The following is a 23,943-nucleotide window of genomic DNA, read 5'->3' as shown; positions in this document are numbered from 1 at the left end:
CCGCCCGTGCGGATGCCGGTTACAGCTTCGCCTTGAAGCGTTTTGCCTTCGTGCTGGCGTGGTCGCCATTGCGCAGGTCCGATTTGCCGTGACGGTCCTTGAATGCATACCACGCGCCGTCTGGCGACTTGCGTTGGTAGATCACCTTGCCGGCCTGGCGATGCTCGAAGCAGCTCAGCGAAGTCTTTGCGCCCCATGAACCGTGCCAGCTTGCCCGGAAACACAGTTTGCCGCCGCCGGGCATGAACCAGATGCCTTCGCCATAGCTCGGCTTGCCATCCTCGGTGGACCAGGCGGTGAACTGCCGCTTTCCCACCGCAAAATAGGCGGCGCCATGATTGCCCCAGAGCCAGGAATGGTTCTTGTAGAGCTGGTAGATGGCCTCGTCGGAGACGATGGCGGCCTTCGACGCCCTGATCCGCGATCCTGTTCGCGCTCTTGGCCTGCGCGGCGGCCTGCAGGACGACGACAAGAACGAAGCAGCCAAGCATTGCACCGACGAATTTCCAGAACACCCGTTTCACGACCTTCTCCCCGACTGATTTACGCAACGCCTGCACTCGTCTCCAAAGCGTTGGCTTTGAAGCTTGTCACTCCCGAAACTGAAGCTGGAGCCCGTCCCGGCGTGCCGGGGCGGGTAATGATCTCTGCGGTTCTACGGCAGGACGTGCTGGGTCACCCGCCAGTCGGGCAGCCCATAGCCGCCCAGCCACGGCCACACTTCCTTCTGGTTGAAGTAGACGACCGAGGTCAGAGACGGGAATTCCGCATAGGATTTGCGGGAATCCTGCGCCCACTTCGTCACATAGTCCTGCTTTCCGACATAGCCGAGCTCGGCCACGACCACCGGCTTGTTGAATTTCGCGACACGGTCGTAGCCGGGCTTCAGCATCTCGGCGAAGGTCCGGTCGCGGCCGGCTTCGTCATTGTCCTTCTTCTGCAGACCGAACACCGACAGGCCGATCACGTCGACATAGTCGTCGCCCGGATAGTATTTCTCGAGGCCTTCCAATCCCTTGGGCGACCACATGTATTTCGCCGCGGGCGCCGCCTTGCGGCAGACGTCGACCTCGCGCTTGTAGGCGGCGATCCAATCCTTAGGCGCCCAGTTGGCCCAGGTGAAGCGGCCATTGCTGTCTTCCATCTCCTGCGCCCAGCGGATCGTCACCGGGCTTTTCATCTGTCCGACCAGGTTGCAGATCGCCTGCATGTTGGCATCGTACTTGCCACTCAAGATGCCGTTGCGCAGCTCGGGCGGCGTGATGCGCCAGTCCTTCGACCAGGTCCACGGCTCGATGGTGATCAGCAGCGAGCGTCCGCGCTGCAGGGCGTAGGCGTCGGCCAGCGGCAGTGTCGAAAGATCGACGTCTTCCCAAGGCAGGAAGAGTTCCTCGATGGTGGCCGATTTGTCATTGCTGAAGTCGCCATAGGGATCATAGGAACCGAATGCCGACGCGGCGGAGCTCGTCTGCATCGGGTCCGTTCCCGAAGGCGATCCCGCCGCCGCTGGCAGCACTAGGCAGCCGCCGGCGATGAATGCCGACACAAGCGCGGTGGTTGTGGAGTATTTCATGCCCGACCTCCCATAGCTTCGATATCCCAGCCGGGACTTTGAAGCTCGCCACAGCGTGCCGATGGGAAACCGGCACACAAACCCGAACGATCGTCAGCCGACGTGAACCATGGGTTGTCTGAGCGACTGGGCCAGGGGCGCTTTGGCGCGAGGCCGTCCATCAATTTTGCCCTCGGGGCGCCTGTACTAGAAGCCCGGGAGGGCGTCGCCGCGATACTCATAAATTCGCGTCAACGTTACGATATTAACCCTTTCTGATATAAGATCCTATGCCTGCCAAGAGTCAAGCGCAATTAACCGTTACTTAACCTTATAGTAGCCGATATGGTTAACGCGGCAGTTGCAAAGAGGCGCCGGCAGCCAGGCTTCGCGTTTGTCGAAAGTCCCTCGGACCCGCGCCGCGTCTCGCAAAGAGCCGTCAGATCGGGCGTTAGGTTAACCAGTTCTCAAGGAGCATGGTTAACCAAAGCTTAATTCTGTTGACTCTCCATCAGGAGGCGCTGATTCTACCGTGGGATGTGAACGCTTCCCGGTCGCAAGGGCGACAAGGAGGCGGCGGCGGTGGGTATGAGCGTTTTGTTGGATGCCGGCCTTGTCGGCGGCAAACAGGGGCCTGTGAGCCGGTCCGCCGGGGCTCGTCCTGGCGCCGGCCGCAAGGGGCCCTACCTCGTGCCGGTTCTGTCTTCCCGGCAGCAATTGATCCTGCGGCTTGGCCTCGCTTTCTGGTTTGTCACGCTGGGCTTCTTCTGGTCCTGGTGGCTGCGGCCCGAACATATCGAGCATATCGGGCCATATGGTCTCGCCACCATCGTGCTGGCCTGGCTGACGCTGATGCCGATGTATTTCCTGCTCAACGTCCATGCCTCGCGCAAATCCTCCAGACTGCATCGCATTCCGAAGCGCTCGCGTATCGCCATGGTGGTCACCAAGGCGCCGTCCGAGCCGTTCGCCGTGGTCCGGCGCACGCTGGAGGCGATGCTGGCGCAGGATTGCCCGCACGACACCTGGCTGGCCGACGAGGATCCGGCCGACGAGACGATTGCCTGGTGCGGTGCGCATGGCGTGCTGGTCTCGACACGGCGCGGCCGCGAGGACTACCACCGCAAGACCTGGCCGCGCCGGACGCGCTGCAAGGAAGGCAACCTCGCCTTTTTCTACGATCACCATGGCTACGACAACTACGACTTCGTCGCGCAGATGGATGCCGACCATGTGCCGTCGCCGACCTATCTCAGCGAAATCCTCTATCCTTTCGCCGACCCTGCGGTCGGCTATGTCTCGGCGCCCAGCATATGCGACAACAACGCCGCCGAAAGCTGGGCGGCGCGCGGCCGGCTGTTCCCGGAAGGCATGTTCCACGGCCCCTTGCAGTGCGGCCATACCGGCGGCGGCGCGCCACTCTGCATCGGCTCGCACTATGCGGTCAGGACGAAGGCCTTGCGCCAGGCCGGCGGTCTCGGCCCGGAACTCGCCGAGGATCATTCCACATCGATGCTGATCAACGCTGCCGGCTGGCGCGGCGTGCACGCCATCGACGCGATCGCCCATGGCGATGGTCCGCAGACCTTCGCGGATCTCGTCACGCAGGAATTCCAGTGGTCGCGCAGCCTGGTGACGATCCTGCTCGGATACACGCCGCGATACTTCCACAAGCTGTCGCCGCGGCTGAAATTCCAGTTCCTGTTCTGCCAGCTCTGGTATCCGCTGTTCGCGCTCTTTGCGCTGATGATGTATGTCATGCCAATCTATGCGCTGCTCACCGGCCGCAACTTCGCCAACGTCATGTATGCCGACTTCGTCATCCATTACCTGCCCAACTCGCTGGCGCTGGTCGGGCTGGTGATGATGCTGAAAATCTTCGGTCTGTCGCGCCCCCTGACTGCGAAGACGCTGAGCTGGGAAGGCACATTGTTCCTGTTCTTCGCGCGCTGGCCCTGGGTGCTGTGGGGCACGCTGTCGGCGGTGCGTGACCATGTGACGAAATCCTTCGTCGATTTCCGCGTCACCCCGAAGGGCAGCGGCCCGAAGCATCTTTTGCCCACGCGGGCATTCGCGCCCTACATTGTTCTGGCGATCGGCGCCGCGCTGCCGGTGCTGCTCGTCAAGCATCCCTTCGACGCCACCGGCTTCTACTGGTTCGCGGCCTTCAATGCTTTCGTCTATGGCGTGCTCGTCGTGGTCATCATCGCCAGGCACATTTTCGAAAACCGGATCCCGCTGCGCGCCAATGCCGCGAAATTGGCGTTGCACGCCTCCCTGGCGCTGCTCGCGCTTGGCGTCCCGGCGGCAAGTTTCTACGATCGCGGACTGGAAGGCATCTATGGGCTGCAGCAGGGCGCCGGCGGCTTCCGCATTGTCAGGATCGCCTATGTGGTTTCCGGCGCCGGCATGGGCGACATCGGCTCGCGCAATTTCTATTTCGATCCTGGCTGGGACGCGCGGCGCTAAGGCTAAGCGCCTGAACGACGTTCCGCTTGCCCTTCGCCGCCATCTGCCAGAAAGTTCAAATTTTAATGGAAGTCCATCGAGCGCCGAAAGATGGCGCTCATCATGTCGTTTGCGTAAATTTTAATAAGTACCCTCTAATATTATCCCATGGTGCGAGCGGCGAGAAATCTGTTCGCGCGACACGGACAAAAGCAGAGGGAAATATAGCGCCGCTCTCTGGCGAACTATATTTCACGGCTGGGGGCGGCAATGAGGAAATTCGTGGAAAGCGCCGCGACGGCCGGCAAGAAATACACCCACGCCTTTGCCGCGCTTGCGCTCGTCTCCATGATGTCTGGCTGCCAGGCCATGGACGCGACCAAGACCGCCTCGATCGACGGCAACAAGCCCGTGGTGAACGCGCCCGCGAAGCGGCTCTATCGCAAGCCTTTGACGCAGATGACCAGCGTGACGCGGATAAGGCAAGAGCCCTACGCGGCCTTCGTGCGGCCGCAGCGTGTCGGCGCGCCGGCGCCGACAAAGGCTTCCTACAACCCGGGCGGTGCCGGCCCGCTGCTTGGCCGCTCGCCCTGGATTTGCGGCCCGAGCGGCTTTGGCCAACGCGCGGCCTGCCGCGCGCGCTGAATCGATACCGGCGCGCGGTCTGTCGCGCTGAACCGAAATAAGCGTCGCTGCCGGGGGGCGTGGTGAGCCGGGGGCGAGAGGATCAGCGCGGCCGCGCGCGCTGCCTCTTGCCCTCTGGCCGCCATTCCTGCCGATACCAGTCGACGAATTTCGCCAGTCCTTCCTCGATCGACACTTTCGGCTTGAAGCCGAAATCGTGCTCCAGCGCGCCGGTGTCGGCATAGGTCTTCTCGACCTCGCCGGGCTGCATGGGCAGGTTTTCGCGGATCGCCTTGACGCCGAGCAGGCTTTCCAGCGTCTCGATGAAGCGGCCGAGATGCACCGGCTGGCTGTTGCCGATGTTGTAGATGAGATGCCTGGGTCCGCTTGCCGGCGGCGGCCGGTCGAGCACCGCAAGCACGCCGTCGACGATGTCGTCGACATAGGTGAAGTCGCGCCACATCTCGCCATGGTTGAAGACGCGGATCGGCTTGCCGGCGAGCATCGCCTCCGTGAAGATCCAGGCCGCCATGTCCGGGCGTCCCCAGGGGCCGTAGACGGTGAAGAAGCGCAGCCCGGTCTGCGGCAAGCCGTAGAGATGCGAGTAGGTCGAGCTGATCAGCTCGTCCGCCTTCTTGGTCGCCGCATAGATCGACACCGGATTGTCGACGCGGTCGCCCTCCGCGAACGGCACCTTTGTGTTGCCGCCATAGACCGAGCTCGACGAGGCATAGACCAGATGCTTGATCCCGGGCAGCGCCCGGCAGAACTCCAGCACCTCGAGGTGGCCGACGATGTTGGCGTGGATATAGGCACGTGGATTTTCGAGCGAGTAGCGCACCCCGGCCTGGGCGCCGAGATGAACGATGCCGCTCACCCTTTCGCCTTTCAGCGCCGCCGCCAGCGCGCCCGGCTCGGCGATGTCGAGCTGGTGGAACGAGAACCCCTTTTGATCCGAAAGCAGGCCGAGCCGCGCCGCCTTCAGCGCCAGATCGTAATAGGCGTTCATGTTGTCGACGCCGACAACGGCGTCGCCGCGCGCGAGCAGGCGCTGGCAGACATGGCTGCCGATGAAGCCGGCGGCTCCGGTCACCAGGATGGTCATGCGCGGACCTCCGATGAGGGCAGGGGCGGGATCATTTCCGGCGCGGGCTTTTCTTGGCGCCTGCCGGCGGGCTCGGCCGGCGCCAGCCGTCGCCTTCGCCATGCGCGGGCTGCGGGCGCGCCACATAGGCGAGCGCGCCGTTGGCTTCGAGATAGACGCGCGACAGCATTTCGGCGAGCACGCCCGACGTCACCATCTGCAGGCCGGCGATCACCAGGAAGAAGCCGGTGAACAGCATCGGGCGCGTTCCGATGTCCTGTCCGAAAAACACCTTCAGGCCAAACAGATAAGCCAGCACCATGGAGCCCAGCACGCCGAGCACGATGCCGATGCCGCCGAAGAAGTGGCCGGGCCTGGTGCGGTAGCGCATGAAGAAGAACATGAAGACGAGGTCGAGCACCACGCGGAAGGTGCGCGAGATGCCGTATTTGGACTGGCCGTGGATACGGGCATGATGCGTCACCACTTCCTGGGCGATGCGGCGCGGCGTCGTCACTGTCGCGAGCCAGGCGGGAATGAAGCGGTGCATTTCGCCATAGAGCCGCACGCTGCGGATGACGCTGCCGCGGAAGACCTTCAGGCTGCAGCCGTAGTCCTTCAGCCGCACGCCGGTGACGCGCGCGATCAGCGAGTTGGCGATGCGCGACGGCAGCCGGCGCATCCAGAAACCTTCCTGGCGGTTCTTGCGCCAGCCGGCGACGAGGTCGAGGTCCTCGATCAGCAGGCGATAGACCATGCGCGGTATGTCGAACGGGTCGTTCTGCAGGTCGCCGTCCAGCGTCGCGATGACGTCGCCGCGGGCGGCATCGAGGCCTGCCTGCATGGCCGCGGTCTGCTTGAAGTTGCGCACCAGCTCCACGGCGTGCACGTGCGGACCGTATTCGGCCGCGAGCCTGCGGATTTCGTTCGGCGTGGCGTCGGTGCTGCCGTCGTCCACCAGCACGACTTCCCAGGGCTGGCTGTAATTCTCCATCGCCTGGTGAATGCGCACCAGCAGCGGCTCGACATTGTCGGCCTCGTTGTACATCGGAATGACGATGGACAGCTTGTGCTCGGGCATGACGGCGCCCTCGGGCAGTCCCGTGACAGGAATGGGAAGCACGTTCATGGCGGTCATTTCCTTGCGGGCCCCGTGGCCGGGCTCTCCGGCAGCGTCGATTTCGAGGGAAACAGCCAGGCGATGGCGCCGGTGGCGACCGCCGAGCAGAGGATGAAGAGATGCAGCGCAAGCGCGGCCTTGAGGCCGTCCTTCATGGCGATGCCGGAATAGAGCAGCGCCGCCGAGGCGCCCGCCTCGTAGGTGCCGAAACCGGCGACGCCCTGCACCGGCAGGATGGCGGCGGCCTCGGCTCCGACGGCGCCGGGAAAGGCGGTCTGGAAGGAGGTGCCGAGCAGCATGGCGAGCAGCCATCCCTGCACGGCAAGCTTCAGCGTCCAGTTGGCGACCGTCCACCACCAGCCGTAGCGCGAGCGCCCGGTGGCCTCTGTGAAGATGTCGCGCAGCTTGCCGAGCCTCGAGACGATGCTGCCGCGCCTTGCCCAGTCATGCGGCGCGCGCGCCCAGCGCGGCAGGTACCAGGCGACGGCGATCAGCGCAGCGATGCCCGCGGCCCTGAGCGCCGGATGCAGGCTCGGCCACACAAGGCAGGCAAGCACGCCGACGACGAAGGCATCCTGCAGCCTGAACCACAAAAGCGAGGCGCCGGCGCGCACGATCGAAATACCGAACACCTGCCGCAACAGGATCGGGAAGGCGGTCTCGCCGCCGCGGAACGGCACCACGTTGATCATGGCGTTGTGGATCAGGATGACGCGCAGGCAGGCACCGAAGCGGCCGTTCACTTCGTCGCGGAACTCGTCGCAGACGCGCAGCGCGCGCAGCACATAGGTGACGAACAGCGCCGCCGTCACTGCCACGAAGGCGCCGGGCGTGATGCTGGCGAATGCATCGCCCACCATCTTCCAGCGCGAGTCGCCGGCAAGCCATGCCAGCAGCGCCAGGGTGACGATTATCGAGAATGCTCGCTTCAACCAGTTCTCCAAGTGGCGTCGACCGCCGCGTTCCGGGCAATTGCTTTGATTTCCAAATCCGCAGCGCGGCCGAGTGTTAGCTTACATCGCCGCATGTCTTGCCAGTTTCCGACGGCGTGGCGGGGTCGCCAAAATTCCGAGCCTTCGCCGATCTTCGGCCCGTTCAACGTCTCTGCTCCATCATAAGCGGCTGATCCTATAGACCAGCGGCTTGCTCAAATCCACATACTTGGTTTGGCCTGCCGGGCGGGACCGTCGGTCCGGTTCGGCAGGTCGAGTTAAAGCATGTCTCCCGAAAGTGGAAACCGGTTTCGGGACAAAGACATGCGTAAAATCAAAAACCTAAAGTGCACGGAGCGAATCTGAAAGATCGCGACGCGCTTTAGGCTGAAATCCGACCTGACGGCTCTATCGACGGGCAAATCTGGCGGCGACGAAGAAGACTTCATCGCCCGTAAATGGAGTTTCCCGGAACTGCTCGAGGATCAAGCAGGAGGCTCGCTGAGACAAGTCTTCGACCCGGCTCAGCGAGCCCCGCGCCCCGACACACTACTCACGGGGACGACTGCCAGCCCTTGTGGGCTGGCATTTTTTCGTGGCGTCGCCGGCACGCGGCGCGCGCCTTGCGCGCGAACGGCTGCGGACGCGTTGAATGCCTTCGGCTTCAGGATCGGCCCCAGCCCGAAGAAGGGCGCGGCGGTCCGTATGATGGTGTCGATGTCGGACGATTTCGCCACGAAGCCGAGCTTCTCCCGCGCCAGGCTCGGATCGGCGTAAAGCTCGGCTGGATCGCCCGGGCGCCGCGCCTTGTAGACCACCGGCACCGGGCGGCATGTGATCCGCCCGACGGCTTCGAGGATCTCCCTGACCGAAATGCCCCGGCCGGTGCCAAGATTGACCGACAGGCTCCTGCCGCCGGCTTCCAGATGCGTCAGCGCCTTGAGATGCGCGCGGGCGAGGTCGTTGACATGGATGTAGTCACGCACGCAGGTGCCGTCCGCCGTCGCGTAGTCGGTGCCGAAGACCTCGATCGCACCGATCGTGCCGGACGCTGCCATCAGCGCCCTGGGAATGAGATGAGTTTCGGGCGTGTGCCATTCGCCAAGTTCGCCTTCGGGGTCGGCGCCGCAAGCGTTGAAGTAGCGAAGGATCGCGTATTTCAGGTGATAGGCCGAGGCGTAGTCCCTGATGATCTCTTCGCCCATCAGCTTGCTGCGGCCATAGGGACTGATCGGCTTCTGCGGCGAGGTCTCGTTGACCGGCAGCGCCTGCGGCACGCCATAGGTCGCGCAGCTCGAGGAAAATATCACCTTGTCGATGCCGTTTGCCCGTGCCGCGTCCAGCACCGCGATCGTGCCGCCGACATTGGTCGAATAATAGTCCGCCGGCTCGCGGACCGACTCGCCGACATAGGCAAGAGCGGCGAAATGAATGATCGCCTCCGGCCGGTGCGTAACGATTGCCCGCTGCAATGCATTGCGATCGCGGATGTCGCCGACCACCAGTGGACCCCAGGCGACCGCCTTCTCGTTGCCGCGGCTTAAGTTGTCGTAGACCACGGGCAGGTAGTCGGCCGCCGAGAGCAGCTTGCAAGTGTGGCTGCCGATGAAGCCGGCGCCACCCGTGACCAGAACGGGGCGCGAGGTCATGGCGCCGTAGCCTCCCTGAGGGACAGGCGGCTGCTCCGCTTTGCAGCGAGCGGGCGACCGTTGCCCAGCAATGCTTCAAAATAGGCTGCCGTACGGGCAAGTCCTTCGTTGAGCGTGACCTTTGGCTCCCAGCCGAGATACTGCCTGGCAAAGGCGATATCGGGCTTGCGCTGCCTGGGGTCGTCGACCGGCAGAGGCCGGTGCACGATGCGTGAGCGGGAGTTCGTATAGTCGACCACCAGCTCGGCCAATTCCATGATGGTGAACTCGACGGGATTGCCGAGATTGACCGGATGCTGCAGCGCCAAAGGCACGTTCATCAGGCGCACGAACCCCTCGATCAGGTCGTCGACGAAGCAGAAGGAGCGCGTCTGGGTGCCGCTGCCATAGACGGTGATGTCTTTGCCGCCCAGCGCCTGGACGATGAAATTCGACACCACGCGGCCATCGTCGGGCCGCATGCGCGGGCCGTAGGTGTTGAAGATGCGCGCGATGCGGACATCGATGCCGTATGTCCGCGAATAATCGAAGAACAGCGTTTCGGCCGAGCGCTTGCCCTCATCGTAGCACGAGCGGGGTCCATGCGTGTTGACGTTGCCGAAATAGCCTTCCGGCTGCGGATGCACCAGCGGATCGCCGTAGACCTCGGAGGTCGAGGCCTGGAAGATCTTGGCGTTGCGTCGCCGGGCGAGCTCCAAAAGATTGATCGAGCCCAGCACGCTGGTCTTGAACGTATGGATCGGATCGGCCTGGTAGTGCGGCGGGGAGGCGGGGCAGGCGAGGTTGTAGATCTCGTCTACGGCGAAATCCGCCGGCAGTTCGTCGACGATGTCGTGCTTGATGCAGGTGAAGGAGGCATCGCGGGCCATGCCGGCAAGATTGCATCTTTTGCCGGTGTGGAAATTGTCCAGCGCGATAACCTCATAGCCATCGGCCAGCAGCCTTTGGCACAGATGTGAGCCCAAGAAACCCGCTCCGCCGGCAACCAGCGCGCGAGCGCGATCTGCATGCCTGCGTCCCGACCTGCTGTCGAGCTTCAGAACCTTGACGACCCTGCCCATGGCGTCCTCATACTCGCAACACACTAGCCTTCCGGGCCGGGGCAACACCGTCGCCCGACCAGGTCAAATCACGGCGGTCCGCACGCGCGGAACCGCTACGACCGATGTGTTTTTTCTGAGTTCGCGGGGCCGTTGCCGTACGGCTTATCTTCGCCGCTCCAGCGTCCCTTCGCCCCTGAGTCGCGATCCACGAATAATGGCTGCCACCATCGCGGACTGCTCGCCCAAATTGCACACCCAACGCATATAAAGATATACCTGCGCGCTGCACAGTCAACTGAATTAGCGTTTCGTTAACCCCGCCGGTTTGCCGGCGGTTAATCATAATCGGCGCGATTGGGCGTGTCGGTGGTTGAAACTATTGCCGGCGTGTCGTCCGTGAAAACGCAGTGAAACAGCGCATATGCTGCGGCGCATCATGAAGAGAGTCGGTTGGCCTCATGACGTTGTAAAGCAGAGCACAAAGAAGATACTTCGCTGCGGCGCTCTGAGCATCCACCATTATTTCAGAGCCAGATCGGACATCAGCTACTTTGTACTGAAAGCGGTCCGGTGACTCTCGGGAAGCAATGCGATTGCTGTCCGAAGCCACTCGGACTGCAAATATATGCGGCATTTCCGAAATGGGGGTTGTCGCTCACGGCAGCGGCAGGGGCCTGTGCTGTTCTTGTATGTGCAGTCGGACCTGGTTTCAAATCGATCAAGGCGGCCTTACCGCTCTCGGATGCGTTGAAATCAGTAGATTGATCTGGTCCAAAGTATTGGCAGCCGAAGATTGCTAGGGTTGTTCCAAGAACGAGAAATCTATTTAAAAATTTACCACCGAAGGGGAGATGTTTGGTTCGTGAGGGTCCGCTTTGTTGTTCGCGAATGATGATCATCAAAAGTCCTCTTGAGCGCGCGACATGCCCCACGGCCGAATCATTGGCCGGCAACCCACCCTCGGTGACATTATGCAAATATGGTTAATTTTAGCGATGGCTGTTTGAGCGTATTTTCGATGCAAGGCGCAAGGGCGCCTGAGCGGCGTTCGCGGGCCGCTCACACCCACCAGTTGTCAGGCCCGTGGCAGGCAATCATCGTGCGTGGAGCAAGAAACATGGCCTGTGGTCCCTCGCGCCATGTTCTATGATGGCTATATTGCTGCGGCGAGTTTCACTCCCCGCCCATCTCTTTCTCGGGGCCTGTTTCACGAAACCGAGCACGCCGCCCATCGGCGACTGGATGTCCTTGACGGCAGCTTCGTAGTCGTCGGCGCTGGCCGCGCGTCTATCGACCTGACACACCACGATGGCGCCGCTATGAGGTCGATCCCAATGGCTCGGTTGAGGGGTCCAGATATTGAGATCGAAAAAGTTCTTTGCCTGTTTTTTCGTCGGTTGCGATCGCCGAAATCAAGATTGAATCGTTGAGTTCGACCTTTGCCCAATTTAGAAATTCGGCATGAACGTCCAAGGCCATTGAGTTTGTGGCGCGAGTACCGGGTGTATTAAGCTTGAGGATGTGCTGACGGTCGAAGCCAGCCTGATCACGGAATCTGATTTCCACTTTGATGGCCATGATCGCTCCCTGCTTCTGAGCATTTTTGAAATAACGAGAGGCGATTTCAGGTGTGAACATTTGGTCCGAAAACGAGTGGGCGATACCGCCTACCAGACCATAGACGGCGACCTCCGCTATCCCTTTGGCACCTTGTTGATGGTCGGGGTGCCAAGCGTCCTTCCTGGAAAGGTTTCCGTGAAAATAAAATCCTCTTTGTGCCACCAAATGTTCGATCATCTCTGCAGCAGTTGGATATTTTATGATCAGTAACTGGACGTCCGATCCCTTGTGAATAGGGTTAGTTTTGAAATCGGAGATTGTATTTTCGACGATGGAATGAAACTGGACGTTCTCGCGTAAGGCTTGGACCAACTGAACGGTTTTGAACTTCCCGTTTCCATAGAGCGCTTCGCAGAGCAAGAATGCATATCGAAATGCATCAATGTACTTGTGGGTGATCAGGGCTTCACGCGCTAGCTGTGCCATATGTGAAACGAAAGACGGGTCGTCCCCGCCTTCGCCGGCAAAGAACGATTGGGCCAACATGCTGAACGCGAAGCGGCGCCTTGGCTGCGTTTTAGAGATATTGAATTTTGTGACGTGGATTTGCTCGCGCTCTTGTGCCGTCTTGCCGATGTAAGATATTTCGACATCATCAAGGCGCACATCAAGGCTTTGATAGAGTCCAATATAATCGCTGAGCCGCCTTACAATTTCGGCAGCTTTGGTCTCGTAGTCACCGCGTATCTCTATGTTAGCCTTTTCTCTTGCCAGCGGGGTCTGCGTAATCGCTGGTGAGAGGTTCACGGGCTGGTCCTTGAACGTCACCAGGATGGCATCGGCCTCTCCGTCCTCGCACTCAAATTCCAAAATGACGTCGTGGCCTTCAAGCGGCCAGCTGTCAGGCAATGTGATTGGTTTGTTGAGGGGAAAGCGAACGTGAACGTCCACAATCGCTCTCCTTTGTGAAAAGCAGTTTGCCTACGTGCAGTTTCGCCTTTGTACATTGGCAAAATTGCATGTGCTAGTCCTACTGTCTCGGCAGTAAGAACTCGAGCAGCAGAGCGTGACTGTGGAATATGGCTTCACGCCGCGAGCTGAATTCTCTTTGGGTACTCACTTGAATTCCAGGCCCGCGGACGGCGAGCCTGGTCAATTATGCAAACCTTTGACGTAGATTTCACTCCCCGCCCATGTCCTTCTTGAACTGGGCGAGATCGACCTGCATGCCATTGAAGATGGTGCTCCAGTGGCGCGTCAGGGCGGCCATGGTGACGGCCTCCTGGATCTCCTCGTCGGTGGCGCCTGCGCGCTTGGCGTTCTCGGTGTCCGACCAGATGCAGTAGCTGCAGGGGATTTGCGCCGCGACCGCCAGCGAGATCAGCGACTTCACCTTCGGCGACAATGCCGTCTTGTCGCTGAGCTCGATGGCCTTGACCTCGGCCCAGGCGCCGGGCAGACCGGCTTTCGGGAACTGTTTCACGAAACCGGGCACGCCGCCCATCGTCGACTGGATGTCCTTGATGGCGGCGTCGTAGTCGTCGGCGCTGGCCGGCGCCGAGGTCAGCATGGTGGCAAGCACGCCCGCGGCAGCGAGCAGCGAAGCGGAGCGAAGGCAGGAATGCACGGTCGAGACGATGCGAATGACGGACATGATATTCTCCTCTGGTTTTTGTTAGCCTTACGGTGTAAGGTGTTTCGAAACTTGAACCTTACAGTGTAAGTTGTCAAGCGGCGCCATGGACTCACCGATCAAAAAAAAGCGAACCCGCGGCAGGCTGTCCCGCGAGATGATCGAGGACGCCGCCTTCGAGGTGATCGAAAGGGAAGGGCTCTCCGGCTTTTCGATGCGCAAGCTGGCCGCGGCGCTCGGCTGCGAGGCGATGAGCATCTACCATCACTTTCCCTCGCAGGCGCATCTCTACGAGGCGCTGGTCGACCGGCTGATCGCGCCGCTGAAGATGCCGGACCCGGGCTTGCCATGGCGTGAACGGATGCGCTTGGCGGTTCTGGACTATCGGCGCATCGGTCGCGAGCATCCTGCCTTCGCGATCTACTTCCTCAGCTACCGGATGAATTCACCCACCTGCCTCGCCTATATCAACGGCATCGTCGGCTTGTTCAATGACGGCGGCTTCGGTGAGGAGATGGCAGCAAGGCTGTTCCGCGCCATCGGCTACTATCTTGGGGGCGCGGTGCTCGACGAGACCGCGGGTTACGCCAAAGGTCCGTCGGCGGTCACAACGGTGACCAGCGAGCAGCTTGCGCGCGACTTTCCCAACATCGCCGCTGCAGGGCGTTATTTCGGCACTGCTGAATTCGACAAGACCTTCGATCTCGGCCTCGAAATGCTGCTGGACGAGATGGAGCGCATCCGCGACGCTGCGAAAGCGAAATAGCTCGAAGGCCTGCCTCTGAATGCGCTTCCTCTCGGTTCTTGCCCTCATCGCCGGTGCAGCCCTCGGCGTCTTCTATCCCTGGGCGATGAGCAATTTCTCCGGCCATGCGATCGGCACATACCGCGTCTATGAGGGCGGCCGCTTCCGTCCGGTCACCGTTCAACTCGCGGCAAGCGATGCGCCCGTCAGGGTGCTGGTCGACCTCACCGCGCGGGCCGAACGCGTCGCCTCGCAGCAGCGCACCGTACTGACGCTGACCGCGGCAAGCGGCGGCCGCACGGCGCTCGCCTCGACGCTCTCCTTCAACCACACCGACAATCCGCGCCAGGTGAGCCCGCAACTGCCCGACAAGATCTTTCGCGACGAGGCCGGCGTGATCGAGAGCGTCACACCCGGACCTTACCTCTTCACCGTCGGTCCGGGCGACGCCGACGGCATCGACATGCGCGCCGTCGATGTGATCCTGCGCGCCGGCACCGGCTCGATCGACGAAAGGGCGCGGCCGGCAGGCTATGCGCTTATGGGTATCGGGCTGGCAGGGCTGGTGCTGTCGCTGGTCTTTGGCCGTGGCAACAAGCCGCCGCAGAACCCGAACTCGCAGCCGCCACCGCCGCGCTGGGGCCGCGGCGGTTCTGAAAGGTAAGCGCACATGAACTACCGCCACGCCTATCACGCCGGCAATTTCGCCGACGTCGTCAAGCATGCCGTGCTCAGCCGGCTGGTCGAGTACCTCAAGCAGAAGGACAAGGCTTTCCGCGTCATCGACACGCATGCCGGCATCGGCCGCTACGACCTCGCCTCGGTGGAGGCCGGCAAGACCGGCGAATGGCAGGGCGGTATCGGCCGGTTGTTCGGGCACGCCCTCGAGCCTCGGGCGGCGGCGCTCCTCCAGCCTTATCTGGATGCGGTGCGCGCGGAAAATCCCGACGGTGGCCTCCGCCGCTATCCCGGCTCGCCGCTGGTCGTCAGGCGCCTCCTGCGCAGCCAGGATCGGCTGACGGCGATCGAATTGCACCCCGACGACGCCGCGCGGCTCAAAGCCGTCTTTGCCGGCGATTTCCAGACAAGGGTGATCGAGCTCGACGGTTGGCTGGCGCTCGGCGCGCATCTGCCGCCGAAGGAGAAGCGCGGCCTTGTCCTCGTCGACCCGCCTTTCGAGGAGGAAGGCGAGTTCCCCCGTCTCGTCGAGAACCTGCGCCGGGCGCATCGCCGCTGGCCGGGCGGCATCTACGCGCTCTGGTATCCGATCAAGGACCGCAAGGCGGTCGCCGCCTTCCGCGCGGCGCTGCGGGAAACCGGCATTCCGAAACTGCTCGATATCGGCTTCGAGATCCGGCCGGCCTCGAACGAACCCAGCCTCGACGGCAGTGGCATGGTGGTTGTCAACCCACCCTTCACGCTGGAGGGGGAATTGCGGGTGCTGCTGCCGGCCTTGCATGGAGCGCTTGCCGTCGAACAGCCCGCGCGCTGGACGATCGAATGGCTGGCCGGTGAGTAAGATCGCGACCGGACGAAGATTGAGCTATGCCAGCGCCCCCGGCGTGATGCCGGTCAGCCGCCGGCTCTCGCGGATCAGGTGCGCCTGGTCGGCATAGCCGGCCTCGATCGCCAACACCGCTGTCGAGGCGCCGCCGGCCTTCTCGCGCAAGCGCCGGAAGCGATGGAAGCGCAGGATGCGATCGAGCGTTTTCGGCCCGTAGCCGAAAGCATCCTCGAAGCGTCGGCGCAGCGTCCGCTCGCTCATATGCAAGTGGCGCTGCAGGAAGGGAACCAGCGGCGTCTCGGGCGGCAGGCCTTCATCGATGACCTCGAAGGCTCTGCCCATCAACGGATCGAGCGCATCGCGCCCCTCGATATGCGCGCCGACGATATTCTCCAGCTGCCGCACCATGCCGGCGAGGTCGGGCGCGGCCTTGATGCGGTCGGACAGTTGCCTGGAGCGCGTGCCCCAGAGCTCACCGAGGTCGAGCCGGCCGCCGACGATCTCGCCGGCCGGCACGCCGAGCCAGCCGGCGGCGGCTCCTGGCCGGAAGCGGAAGCCGACGATCACCGAGCCGGCCGGCGGTCTCTCGATCTGCGGCTCCTTGTCCGGCCCGGCGATACGAAAGCGGCCGTCGATCCATTGCAGGTCGATGGTCGCGTCCGGCGTGATGACGATCGGCGGAACGTCCTGCTCCGCCATGCGATGGACCCAGACCGCGCAAAAGGCGCTGGCCAGGCCCGCGGCAGCGGGCCTTTGCTGAAAGAAGCCGGTGGACTGGGCCAGTACCGCTTCCATGTCTTCTCCGATCTGCTCCGGCATTCCCCGGCTGATCGACGTCGGCCATTTTGGCCGAAATCTTCAATGCCGGCCGCCGCATCCGTGGCAAAACGAATGCAAGGTCACGGCGCTTCAGGCGCTCCCATGAGGCCGCATTCGTACCCGGATGTGGTCTCGAATATAGAAAGGAGTGAGAGAAATGAAAGCTCGCATCACCGTCATCACGCTTGGCGTCGATGATCTGGAAGCATCGCTCAAATTCTACCGCGACGGCTTGGGCCTGCCGACCGAAGGCATCATCGGCCGCGAGTTCGAGCATGGCGCCGTCGCCTTCTTCGAGCTCGCCGGCGGCTTGAAGTTCGCCATCTTCAAGCGCTCGAGCATCGCCCACGACGCCACGGTGCCGCAGAGCGGCCGCAGCCCGACCGAGCTTACCGTCGGCCACAATGTGGCGAGCGAAGCCGAGGTCGACGCTGTGATGGCTGAGGCCATCAAGGCCGGCGCGCGCGTGGTCAAGCCGGCGCAGAAGACCTTCTGGGGCGGCTACGCCGGCTATTTCCAGGACCCCGACGATCATCTCTGGGAGGTCGTTTACAACCCCGCTTTCATACCGAAGGGCTGAGAGACCGTTTGGAAATTCTACTCCCGTGGCCATCTGCGCTTCCGGTGCTCACGGACCTGAATGTCCGCTGCGCTCCGGCCGTAGGCCGGTTCTCGAACCACCGCCATATGGCTCACCGGAGCGAATTTCGAAACGGACTCTAAGCCGCGGGAAAGCCCACAGGAGGCCGATATGCCCATTGCAACCATCCAGGCGATAGGCGTGCTTCTTATCGGTGGCGTGTTCGTCGTCGCCGGCATCGAGCATTTTGTGAAATTCGAGGCGATGTGCACTTATCTGGCGAGCCGGAAATTCCCGGCTCCCGCTCTCATGCTCGCCGCCGGCTCCGCGCTCGAGATTATCGCCGGCCTGATGCTGGCGTTCGGCCTTGCCGTGCCTTTCGCCGCCGCCGCGCTCATCCTGTTCACGCTGGCAGCGAACTTCATGCTGCTGCGCTTCTGGGTCTCCGAGGAGCCGGAGCGGCAGGCGCTGCGCAACGCCTTTCTGATCAACGTCGCAGTCATCGGCGGGCTGCTGCTGGCCGGCGCGGGTTAGCGAGCGCGCCCTGCGACCGTTGCTTTCCGGAAACCATTGTCTTCGCAACCGCTTGACCGCCGCCGAGCGAATCCGCACAGTGCGCGCAATCGACCTTGAGAGGCTGTCATGACTCGCTTCGCTCATTCCGCCCTTGCCGCGCTGATTTCGCTTTTGACGCCGCTAAGCACGTCGCTTGGCTTCATCCAGGCCGCGCATGCCGCGGATCTTTCCGTCTACACCGAGGATGACGGCAGCGTCTGCGGTGAGGCCTGGGTGCTGAACAAGATCACCGATCGCTTCGCCTATCAGGTCAAGCACGTACCGCATCTGCCCAATGTCGCGATCGCCGACTTCCATCGCATCCACCAGCACCGCTATTTGCCGGCCAGCGACGAATGGCCGATCGGCCGCCACTATTGCGGCGCCACCGTCAGCCTGTCGGACGGCCGCGACCGCACCATCTGGTACCTGATCGAGGAGGGGCAGGGCTTTGCCTCGATCGGCGACAATGTCGAGTTCTGCGTCTCGGGCTTCGACCGCTGGATGGTCTATAACGGCCGCTGCCGCGTGCTCAGATAAAGGTCGGCCAAGCTTCCAGACTGGGACAAACAGCCTTATTGCCGCAGTTGCACCCGTGTGCGTTGCGAAGCAAGCGGGGCAACGCTATAGGGCCGGTGTCGGAAAAGGCAGACTTGGTTTGGTAAGCCCAAGTCCTTTCGGTAACGAAAGCTCTGGTCTTTGGCCTCGTGCAGGAGATCCCCACGACGAACATCGGACGCCCTGGCGTCCAAATGTTCGTCCGTGTGGTTCTCAAAAGTGAGGAACGCTCCGGTCGAACATCGACAAAGGAGCAGTTCATGCACAACCACCCCTCCCTCTATGATGTTGTCATTGCCGGCGCCGGCCCTGTCGGCCTGTTTCTCGCCTGTGAGCTGCGCCTAGCCGATCTCTCGGTGCTGGTGCTGGAGCAGGCACAGGATCCACGCTCGCCGCTGAAGCGGCTTCCATTCGGGATGCGCGGCCTTTCGGCGCCTACCATCGAAGCCTTCTACCGCCGTGGGCTGCTGAACGACGTTGCCGCGCCGCGGCTTGCGAAAGATGGCGCCGGCGGTGCTGCCGCCGCCGCGCACTGGATGCAACAGACGCGTCGGCCAGCCGGCCATTTCGCTGGCATCCAGTTCTACCACGACAGCATCGACACCTTGAAGTGGCAGTATCGGCTGCCAAGTCCGGCCGGCACCAACATGGCGGTCGAGATGGAGTCTCTTGAAGCCGTGTTGGCCGCTCGCGCAAACGCGATGGGTGTCGAGATCAGGCGCGGCCTCGGTGTCGAGGCGTTCGATCAAACCGATAACGAGGTGGCCATTCGCGCCGGTGCCGAGACCTTCCGCGGCCGCTGGCTTGTCGGTTGCGACGGCGGCCGCAGCACGGTGCGCAAGGCCGGCGGCTTCGAGTTCACCGGTACCGATCCGGAGTTCACCGGCTATTCCGTCGAAGTCGAGATGGCCGATCCGGACAAGCTCCGCCACGGCCGCCATTACACCCCGACGGGCATGTATACCTATACGCGGCCGGGGACGATCGCGATGGTCGAGTTCGATGGCGGCGCGTCCCACCGAGCCCTGCCGCTCACGCTGGAGCACGTGCAGGCGGTGCTGCGCCGCGTTTCCGGCACTGACGTCACCGTGATCGAACTTCGGCTTGGCACCACCTGGACGGATCGTGCCTATCAGGCGACGACGTATCGCAATGGACGGGTCCTGCTCGCGGGCGATGCAGCGCACATCCATTCGCCATTGGGCGGCCAGGGGCTCAACCTCGGGCTCGGCGACGCGATGAATCTTGGATGGAAGCTTGCCGCCACCATCCGCGGCGACGCTTCGGCCGACCTGCTCGACACCTATGCGAGCGAGCGGCATCCGGTGGGCGCGCAGGTTCTCGACTGGTCCCGCGCCCAAGTCGCGCTGATGCGGCCGACCCGCAGCACGCGTGCGCTCGAAGCTATCATCCGCGATCTCATCGACACCCGCGACGGCGCGACCTATTTCGCCGAGCGCGTGTGGGGCGTCTCGCTGCGCTATGATCTTGGCGGCGGCCACCCGCTCGTCGGCCGAAGCGTTCCTGATTTCGAACTGGCTGATGGGACGAAGGTCGGCGACCTCCTCAGTACCGGCAAAGGTCTGTTACTGGACTTCGACTCTCGCGCGCCGCTTCGGGCGCTTGCAAGCCGATGGCGCGGACGGATCGCCTATGTCGCGGGCGAGACCAGGGATCGGCTGGGCTTGACCGCAGTACTGGTGCGCCCTGATGGTTTCGCTGCTTGGGCCAGCGAGGTCGCCGCTGACGATGAGGAAGCTTTTAAGGCAGCGTCGCTTTGGTTCGGCAACCCTGACGAGGTGTAGTCTCACGATCTTCGAGGGCTGGCAGGAGAGAACGGCGTCGCGGTCGTCGCCGTCCGCTGATACAGTCTCGGCGCGCTCACGGCAGGGGCATGACAAGCAGCACCGGCTCTCCGTGATTGGTCGACTTGACCGCATCAATCATTGTGCATCGCTATCGTCAGGCCCGCGCGCCCTGACCCGAAAGATAGGCGCAGATCATCTCGCCGAGCTGCTTCTGCAGTTCCGGCGCGTCGAGCATGTTGCGGCGCGCCGCATTGTGGATCACGCCCTCGATCGCCGAGGAGAGCACCCGCGCCATGGTCTCCGTATCCTTGCGGCGCCGGCGGTATTGCGCCACGGCCGCCGCATAGTGCTCGAGATAGCGGGCCTGGAAAGAGGCATGCGCGGCGCGCGAGCCGCGGTCGCCCGGCGCTTCGTCGAGCAGCACCTGATGCAGCGTCGGGTGGATGCTGTGCGCGGCGATCATGCCGCGCACCAGCTCGCGCGCGAACTGCCTGAGCGGCTTCTCCTCGGCCGCGGCTTCGCGGATGACCGACAGCACATGATCGAAGTGGCGGCGACGGATGGCGTCGACCAGGGCGAGCTTGTCGGGGAAATATTGATAGAGCGAGCCGATGCTCACACCGGCGGCCTCGGCCACCTTGTTGGTGCTGAAGCCCGCCCAGCCGGTCTCGCTCAGAACGCGAGCACCTGCTTCGATAATCGCCTCGACGGTGGCGACCGAGCGCGCCTGGCGTGGCTCCTTGCGCATGCGTGCGGCTGGCTTTGCAACGCGAGTAGACATCCTAGCCGGGTCTCCCGAGAATATAAACAAGATACTCACATTTAACTCCGACGCAAATGGAGCCCGAACAGATGAGTGCCAGGACCTTGCTGAAGAGCCTGCTTGTCTATCAGGCCTGGGCGAATGACGAACTGCTGGGGAAGCTTGTCGGGATGGATCCGTCTCGCAACGCTAAGGAATGTCACGCCGCGCTGAGGCTGATGAACCACATCCATGTCGTGTCGCGGATTTTTGCCGCGCACCTGACGGGTATCGCGCATCGCTATGCGAGCGACAACACCGAGGAGACGCCGGAGCCGGCCGAGCTGCGCGCCGCCATGGCGGAAAGCGACCGCTGGTATCTCGACTATGCCGAAACCGTTTCGGAGCAATGGCTTGCGGAGCCGGTCGCCTTCACTTTCACCGACGGTGACAGGGGCCGTATGACCCGCCAGGAGATGTTGACCCACGTCGTCCTGCACGGCGGCTATCATCGCGGCGAGGTCGGCCGCATGCTTGCCGACATCGCGGTCACCCCGCCCTGGGACACTTATGCCGTCCATCTGCACCGGGCGGAACCGTCGCGTCGCCTGCGGGCGCAGTCCGGGCCGCCGACGCCTGAGGCAGGCTCCAAGATGTGAGCAGAAAACTCACTTTCCCGTGGACAAGCTATGCCGCCGTTCTCGCTCCGTTTTGCTGTGCCCCAGTCTGTAGATATGTCTTCTGGACAAGATAAAGCGCGGGGTTAGGCACGCTCTTTCCATTATGAGCAGATCGCTCACATTTGACATTCTGCACAACGAGAATATGTCTGGATGAACCGGCGATAGAGAGCATGGCGAATTCTCGGCAGTGGAACTTCACTTCGACAAACAAAGATTCGCTGACGATTTTTGCGTCGATGCGCTTGGCAGCACAGCTTGTGTAACCAAAATTCAATATCTGAAAATCATTGTGTTGCTTCGCTGGCTAGACAGTCGCGAGTCAGATATGCATGAGCACGCCGGGTCACTCACGACCTTTGGCAAAACGCAAGGGGCATCGCATGGCAAAGACGACAACCAAGGCGCCGGCGGCGAAAGCGCCGGCAAAGAAAGCGGCACCGAAGGCTGCCGCGAAACCTGCAGCAGTGAAGAAGGCAGCAGCACCGAAGGCAGCCGCCAAGGCTCCGGCCAAGGCAGCGGCAAAGCCCGCCGCGAAGGCCGCGGCAAAGCCGGCCGCGAAGGCCGCGGCGAAGCCGGCCGCGAAGGCCGCGGCTAAGCCCGCCGCCAAGGCAGCAGCCAAGGCTCCGGCCAAGAAGCCGGCCGCCAAGCCTGCCGCGAAGGCAGCGGCGAAACCCGCCGCCAAGGCGCCGATGAAGGCCGCCGCCGCCAAGTCGACGGCAGCGGTGAAGAAGGCGCCGGCAAAGAAGGCGCCTGCCAAGAAGTAATCGCGTAGCTTCGCTCGCGGACCGACAGGTGAGGACGGGTGCCGTCGAGGTACCCCTCTCGCCAGTTTAGCGTGACAGCGGGCGAGGTTGGAGCGGACGCTCCTGCTAAAGCTCCCGGAACTTTGCCATTTGGCAAATTTCCGGGAGCTTTTTCCTTTCTGGCCTCGCCAGTCGCCTTTGTTTCCCCTGCACATTGGCCGCCTTGTTTACTACTGCTGGCCGTTGCCCTCGGGAGCCCATTCGGTCAACAGTGCGCGCAAACAATTGGGAACCCCGATAATGCCGAAGCTGCTCTACGCCTCCGCGTCACCCTACAGCTCGAAGGTCCGTATGGCCGCTCAATATGCAGGCATCGCCGTCGACCTCGTGCCGGTCAAGACGGAGGACAAGCCGGCGCAGCTGATATCGGCCAATCCGTTGGGCAAGATCCCGGTGCTGGTGCTGGAGGACGGCCGCACGGTGCATGACAGCCGCGCCATCACCCAGCATCTCAACCGGCTGTCGAAGAACGCGCTGTTCCCGCGCAATCCCGACAAGCGGCTCGAGGCCGAGGTACTGGAGGCGCTGGCCGACGGCATCTGCGACTGCGCGCTGTCGATGGTCTATGAGCGGCGCACGCGCCCTGACACCATGGTCTATCAGCCCTGGCTCGACCGCCAATGGGCGAAGATCACCACCGCGCTCGACCTCCTCAACGCCAACCCGCCGAAACTGCCGAAGAAGATAACCGCCGGCCAGATGGCGCTGCGCGCCACCCTTGGCTATCTCGCGTTGCGTTTCGGCGGCCAGTGGGAAAAGGGTCGCGGCCGGCTGGTCCGCTGGGCCGCGCGCTTCGATGAGAAGTTTCCGGAGCTCAAGGGCTGCGTGCCGGGGTGAAAGCGCCTCTCCTTCTCCCCTTGTGGGAGAAGGTGGATCGGCGCGATAGCGCCGAGACGGATGAGGGGTGCTGGAAGAAACGAGGCGTGTTAAAAGTGGAGAGATTTTGATTGCTACCTCGTCAAGGGAGCGATCCGTCCAACACCCCTCATCCGACCGAGCTTCGCTCGGCCACCTTCTCCCACAAGGGGAGAAGGGAGGGCAAATCGCGGAGGGCTGAGCATGGCAAAGTCAGTCACCAGTATGGCACCCGACCCCATGGTCGAGCGCCTGCGAGCAGCCCTCGGCCGGCGCGCCTTCACCGAACAGAAAATGTTCGGCGGCACCTGTTTCATGATCAACGGCAACATGCTGATCGGCACGTCCAAGCGCGGCCTGCTGGTGCGTGTCGGCAAGGAGGCGCATGGCGAGGCCGCCGCCCGCCCCCATGCGAGCCCGATGGAAATGGGCGGGCGCTCGATGGAAGGCTATGTCCATGTCGCGCCGGAGGGCACGGCGAGCGAAGCCGAGCTCGGCCGCTGGCTCGATCTCGCGCTGGCCTTCGTTGAGACTTTGCCGCCGAAGATCAAATCCGCCAAGGTCGCAAAGAAGCGCGCATAAGCCGCTGGCCCGCCACCTTCTGGACTGTGATGTGCCAGTATTTGTCGAGCTGCCTTGAGAAACG

The 23,943-nt window shown here is 62.7% G+C and carries 25 protein-coding genes; 13 read left to right on the top strand and 12 right to left on the bottom strand.

Translation table 11 applies throughout. The features are described from left to right. Positions 1-19 precede the first annotated feature (19 nt). Positions 20-487, bottom strand: coding sequence for a DUF995 domain-containing protein (locus QAZ22_RS26225; protein WP_278203610.1), 468 nt, complete (start codon positions 485-487; stop codon positions 20-22). Positions 488-655: 168 nt separating this feature from the next. Then, positions 656-1,474: a glycoside hydrolase family 26 protein gene (locus QAZ22_RS26220; protein WP_278207945.1), complete on the bottom strand. Its 819-nt coding sequence runs from the start codon at positions 1,472-1,474 to the stop codon at positions 656-658. A gap of 666 nt (positions 1,475-2,140) precedes the next feature. Between QAZ22_RS26220 and QAZ22_RS26215 the strand changes: the two genes are divergently transcribed. Next, positions 2,141-4,021 (top strand): glycosyltransferase family 2 protein, encoded by a 1,881-nt coding sequence (locus tag QAZ22_RS26215; protein WP_278203609.1) that lies wholly within the window; start codon positions 2,141-2,143, stop codon positions 4,019-4,021. A gap of 249 nt (positions 4,022-4,270) precedes the next feature. Further along, positions 4,271-4,645, top strand: coding sequence for a hypothetical protein (locus QAZ22_RS26210; RefSeq protein ID WP_278203608.1), 375 nt, complete (start codon positions 4,271-4,273; stop codon positions 4,643-4,645). 82 nt (positions 4,646-4,727) lie between these two features. On the opposite strand, the gene QAZ22_RS26205 is transcribed toward QAZ22_RS26210, so the two are convergent. From QAZ22_RS26205 to QAZ22_RS26170, 8 genes are all read right to left on the bottom strand, one after another. Then, on the bottom strand, positions 4,728-5,729 hold the full coding sequence (locus QAZ22_RS26205) for an NAD-dependent epimerase/dehydratase family protein (protein ID WP_278203606.1): 1,002 nt from the start codon (positions 5,727-5,729) through the stop codon (positions 4,728-4,730). A 31-nt stretch (positions 5,730-5,760) separates the two neighbouring features. After that, positions 5,761-6,837, bottom strand: a complete 1,077-nt coding sequence (locus tag QAZ22_RS26200; protein WP_278203605.1) for a glycosyltransferase family 2 protein — start codon at positions 6,835-6,837, stop codon at positions 5,761-5,763. A gap of 5 nt (positions 6,838-6,842) precedes the next feature. Then, positions 6,843-7,760 (bottom strand): lysylphosphatidylglycerol synthase domain-containing protein, encoded by a 918-nt coding sequence (locus tag QAZ22_RS26195; protein ID WP_278203604.1) that lies wholly within the window; start codon positions 7,758-7,760, stop codon positions 6,843-6,845. Between the two features lie 524 nt (positions 7,761-8,284). Next, positions 8,285-9,409 (bottom strand): UDP-glucose 4-epimerase GalE, encoded by a 1,125-nt coding sequence (gene galE, locus QAZ22_RS26190; protein ID WP_278203603.1) that lies wholly within the window; start codon positions 9,407-9,409, stop codon positions 8,285-8,287. Further along, a complete protein-coding gene (locus QAZ22_RS26185; RefSeq protein ID WP_278203602.1) occupies positions 9,406-10,470 on the bottom strand; it encodes a UDP-glucuronic acid decarboxylase family protein in 1,065 nt (354 codons plus the stop codon). The genes galE and QAZ22_RS26185 overlap by 4 nt, the downstream gene beginning before the upstream one ends. A 524-nt stretch (positions 10,471-10,994) precedes the next feature. Next, positions 10,995-11,351, bottom strand: a complete 357-nt coding sequence (locus QAZ22_RS26180; RefSeq protein WP_278203601.1) for a hypothetical protein — start codon at positions 11,349-11,351, stop codon at positions 10,995-10,997. Positions 11,352-11,769: 418 nt separating this feature from the next. Further along, on the bottom strand, positions 11,770-12,963 hold the full coding sequence (locus QAZ22_RS26175; RefSeq protein ID WP_278203600.1) for a hypothetical protein: 1,194 nt from the start codon (positions 12,961-12,963) through the stop codon (positions 11,770-11,772). A gap of 229 nt (positions 12,964-13,192) precedes the next feature. After that, a complete protein-coding gene (locus tag QAZ22_RS26170; protein WP_278076488.1) occupies positions 13,193-13,666 on the bottom strand; it encodes a carboxymuconolactone decarboxylase family protein in 474 nt (157 codons plus the stop codon). A gap of 136 nt (positions 13,667-13,802) precedes the next feature. Between QAZ22_RS26170 and QAZ22_RS26165 the strand changes: the two genes are divergently transcribed. The 3 genes from QAZ22_RS26165 to QAZ22_RS26155 are packed head-to-tail and all read left to right on the top strand — an operon-like array spanning position 13,803 to position 15,909. Further along, complete coding sequence (locus tag QAZ22_RS26165) at positions 13,803-14,411, top strand: TetR/AcrR family transcriptional regulator (RefSeq protein ID WP_278203599.1); 609 nt, start codon at positions 13,803-13,805, stop codon at positions 14,409-14,411. A gap of 19 nt (positions 14,412-14,430) precedes the next feature. Continuing rightward, the gene (locus tag QAZ22_RS26160) at positions 14,431-15,054 is read left to right on the top strand and encodes a hypothetical protein (RefSeq protein ID WP_278203598.1); all 624 of its coding nucleotides are present in this window, start codon (positions 14,431-14,433) and stop codon (positions 15,052-15,054) included. A gap of 6 nt (positions 15,055-15,060) precedes the next feature. After that, complete coding sequence (locus QAZ22_RS26155) at positions 15,061-15,909, top strand: 23S rRNA (adenine(2030)-N(6))-methyltransferase RlmJ (RefSeq protein WP_278203597.1); 849 nt, start codon at positions 15,061-15,063, stop codon at positions 15,907-15,909. 24 nt (positions 15,910-15,933) lie between these two features. Here QAZ22_RS26155 and QAZ22_RS26150 read toward each other — a convergent pair whose 3' ends face one another. Then, the gene (locus QAZ22_RS26150; protein ID WP_278203596.1) at positions 15,934-16,689 is read right to left on the bottom strand and encodes a helix-turn-helix domain-containing protein; all 756 of its coding nucleotides are present in this window, start codon (positions 16,687-16,689) and stop codon (positions 15,934-15,936) included. Positions 16,690-16,870: 181 nt separating this feature from the next. On the opposite strand from QAZ22_RS26150, the gene QAZ22_RS26145 reads away from it, so the two are divergent. The 4 genes from QAZ22_RS26145 (at position 16,871) to QAZ22_RS26130 (ending at position 20,211) form a co-directional block, all read left to right on the top strand. Further along, the gene (locus QAZ22_RS26145) at positions 16,871-17,293 is read left to right on the top strand and encodes a VOC family protein (protein ID WP_278203594.1); all 423 of its coding nucleotides are present in this window, start codon (positions 16,871-16,873) and stop codon (positions 17,291-17,293) included. Positions 17,294-17,464: 171 nt separating this feature from the next. Continuing rightward, entirely contained in the window at positions 17,465-17,827 is a 363-nt protein-coding gene (locus QAZ22_RS26140; RefSeq protein WP_278203593.1) for a DoxX family protein, read from the top strand. Between the two features lie 108 nt (positions 17,828-17,935). After that, positions 17,936-18,388, top strand: a complete 453-nt coding sequence (locus QAZ22_RS26135) for a hypothetical protein (RefSeq protein ID WP_278203592.1) — start codon at positions 17,936-17,938, stop codon at positions 18,386-18,388. A 278-nt stretch (positions 18,389-18,666) separates the two neighbouring features. After that, the gene (locus tag QAZ22_RS26130; protein WP_278203591.1) at positions 18,667-20,211 is read left to right on the top strand and encodes an FAD-dependent monooxygenase; all 1,545 of its coding nucleotides are present in this window, start codon (positions 18,667-18,669) and stop codon (positions 20,209-20,211) included. Positions 20,212-20,368: 157 nt separating this feature from the next. Here the strand turns inward: QAZ22_RS26130 and QAZ22_RS26125 are convergent, their stop codons facing one another. After that, positions 20,369-20,962 (bottom strand): TetR/AcrR family transcriptional regulator, encoded by a 594-nt coding sequence (locus QAZ22_RS26125; protein WP_278207944.1) that lies wholly within the window; start codon positions 20,960-20,962, stop codon positions 20,369-20,371. Between the two features lie 104 nt (positions 20,963-21,066). On the opposite strand from QAZ22_RS26125, the gene QAZ22_RS26120 reads away from it, so the two are divergent. From QAZ22_RS26120 to QAZ22_RS26105, 4 genes are all read left to right on the top strand, one after another. Beyond that, positions 21,067-21,615 (top strand): DinB family protein, encoded by a 549-nt coding sequence (locus tag QAZ22_RS26120; protein WP_278203590.1) that lies wholly within the window; start codon positions 21,067-21,069, stop codon positions 21,613-21,615. Positions 21,616-22,019: 404 nt separating this feature from the next. Beyond that, a complete protein-coding gene (locus QAZ22_RS26115) occupies positions 22,020-22,403 on the top strand; it encodes a hypothetical protein (RefSeq protein WP_278203588.1) in 384 nt (127 codons plus the stop codon). Positions 22,404-22,682: 279 nt separating this feature from the next. After that, on the top strand, positions 22,683-23,279 hold the full coding sequence (locus QAZ22_RS26110) for a glutathione S-transferase family protein (RefSeq protein ID WP_278203587.1): 597 nt from the start codon (positions 22,683-22,685) through the stop codon (positions 23,277-23,279). A gap of 222 nt (positions 23,280-23,501) precedes the next feature. Further along, entirely contained in the window at positions 23,502-23,879 is a 378-nt protein-coding gene (locus QAZ22_RS26105) for a TfoX/Sxy family protein (protein WP_278203585.1), read from the top strand. The last annotated feature ends 64 nt before the right edge of the window (positions 23,880-23,943 follow it).

This window comes from Mesorhizobium sp. WSM4906 (assembly GCF_029674625.1).
GTDB lineage: Bacteria > Pseudomonadota > Alphaproteobacteria > Rhizobiales > Rhizobiaceae > Mesorhizobium.
This window is presented reverse-complemented; position numbering and strand designations above follow the sequence as displayed.

Bases quoted from the DNA above. Each gene is read 5' to 3' on its own strand.
- QAZ22_RS26220 (WP_278207945.1), bottom strand. From the start codon at position 1,474: ATGCAGACGAGCTCCGCCGCGTCGGCATTCGGTTCCTATGATCCCTAT.
- QAZ22_RS26215 (WP_278203609.1), top strand. From the start codon at position 2,141: ATGAGCGTTTTGTTGGATGCCGGCCTTGTCGGCGGCAAACAGGGGCCT.
- QAZ22_RS26210 (WP_278203608.1), top strand. From the start codon at position 4,271: ATGAGGAAATTCGTGGAAAGCGCCGCGACGGCCGGCAAGAAATACACC.
- QAZ22_RS26205 (WP_278203606.1), bottom strand. From the start codon at position 5,729: ATGACCATCCTGGTGACCGGAGCCGCCGGCTTCATCGGCAGCCATGTC.
- QAZ22_RS26200 (WP_278203605.1), bottom strand. From the start codon at position 6,837: ATGAACGTGCTTCCCATTCCTGTCACGGGACTGCCCGAGGGCGCCGTC.
- galE (WP_278203603.1), bottom strand. From the start codon at position 9,409: ATGACCTCGCGCCCCGTTCTGGTCACGGGTGGCGCCGGCTTCATCGGC.
- QAZ22_RS26185 (WP_278203602.1), bottom strand. From the start codon at position 10,470: ATGGGCAGGGTCGTCAAGGTTCTGAAGCTCGACAGCAGGTCGGGACGC.
- QAZ22_RS26180 (WP_278203601.1), bottom strand. From the start codon at position 11,351: ATGATCATCATTCGCGAACAACAAAGCGGACCCTCACGAACCAAACAT.
- QAZ22_RS26170 (WP_278076488.1), bottom strand. From the start codon at position 13,666: ATGTCCGTCATTCGCATCGTCTCGACCGTGCATTCCTGCCTTCGCTCC.
- QAZ22_RS26165 (WP_278203599.1), top strand. From the start codon at position 13,803: ATGATCGAGGACGCCGCCTTCGAGGTGATCGAAAGGGAAGGGCTCTCC.
- QAZ22_RS26160 (WP_278203598.1), top strand. From the start codon at position 14,431: ATGCGCTTCCTCTCGGTTCTTGCCCTCATCGCCGGTGCAGCCCTCGGC.
- QAZ22_RS26155 (WP_278203597.1), top strand. From the start codon at position 15,061: ATGAACTACCGCCACGCCTATCACGCCGGCAATTTCGCCGACGTCGTC.
- QAZ22_RS26150 (WP_278203596.1), bottom strand. From the start codon at position 16,689: ATGGAAGCGGTACTGGCCCAGTCCACCGGCTTCTTTCAGCAAAGGCCC.
- QAZ22_RS26145 (WP_278203594.1), top strand. From the start codon at position 16,871: ATGAAAGCTCGCATCACCGTCATCACGCTTGGCGTCGATGATCTGGAA.
- QAZ22_RS26140 (WP_278203593.1), top strand. From the start codon at position 17,465: ATGCCCATTGCAACCATCCAGGCGATAGGCGTGCTTCTTATCGGTGGC.
- QAZ22_RS26135 (WP_278203592.1), top strand. From the start codon at position 17,936: ATGACTCGCTTCGCTCATTCCGCCCTTGCCGCGCTGATTTCGCTTTTG.
- QAZ22_RS26130 (WP_278203591.1), top strand. From the start codon at position 18,667: ATGCACAACCACCCCTCCCTCTATGATGTTGTCATTGCCGGCGCCGGC.
- QAZ22_RS26125 (WP_278207944.1), bottom strand. From the start codon at position 20,962: ATGCGCAAGGAGCCACGCCAGGCGCGCTCGGTCGCCACCGTCGAGGCG.
- QAZ22_RS26120 (WP_278203590.1), top strand. From the start codon at position 21,067: ATGAGTGCCAGGACCTTGCTGAAGAGCCTGCTTGTCTATCAGGCCTGG.
- QAZ22_RS26115 (WP_278203588.1), top strand. From the start codon at position 22,020: ATGGCAAAGACGACAACCAAGGCGCCGGCGGCGAAAGCGCCGGCAAAG.
- QAZ22_RS26110 (WP_278203587.1), top strand. From the start codon at position 22,683: ATGCCGAAGCTGCTCTACGCCTCCGCGTCACCCTACAGCTCGAAGGTC.
- QAZ22_RS26105 (WP_278203585.1), top strand. From the start codon at position 23,502: ATGGCAAAGTCAGTCACCAGTATGGCACCCGACCCCATGGTCGAGCGC.